This window comes from Chitinophaga sp. RAB17, assembly GCF_052114225.1.
In the GTDB taxonomy this organism is placed as follows: Bacteria; Bacteroidota; Bacteroidia; order Chitinophagales; family Chitinophagaceae; genus Chitinophaga.
The window spans coordinates 1-435 of sequence record NZ_JBFREI010000059.1 but is presented as its reverse complement, the minus strand read 5'-3'; the positions used below and the strand labels follow the sequence as shown (position 1 = coordinate 435).

Below are 435 nucleotides of genomic sequence, written 5' to 3'. Positions count from 1 at the left end.
GGCCACTTTGGTGAAGCGGCGATTAATGACTGGTTCCGCCAGCGGCTGGCACCCGATGATGCCCTCGGCGAGCCGCTTGGTGACGATCGCTGTGAAGTGATGGCTCTGCGCCTGCGCGAAGGGGAGGGGACGCTCAACGCGCTGCGCAGTAAAGTGCGCCACGATTTAAGCCACTTCGAAGGGAACGCGCAGGGTATTCGCATGGTGCATACCCTGATGCGCATGAACCTGACCTGGGCGCAGGTCGGCTGTATTTTAAAATATACCCGCCCGGCGTGGTGGGTCGGTGACCCGCCCGCCTCCCACAGCTATTTAATGAAAAAGCCCGGCTACTATTTCTCCGAAGAGGCGTACGTCGAGCGGCTGCGTAAAGAGTTAAACCTCGATACCTATAGCCGTTTTCCATTGACCTGGATAATGGAAGCCGCGGATGAC

1 protein-coding gene is annotated in these 435 nt (G+C 58.2%); it reads left to right on the top strand.

The window, feature by feature from the left end:
• On the top strand, nt 1–435 hold a 435-nt coding region (locus tag AB4Z08_RS35840), incomplete at both ends, for a hypothetical protein (RefSeq protein ID WP_441578578.1).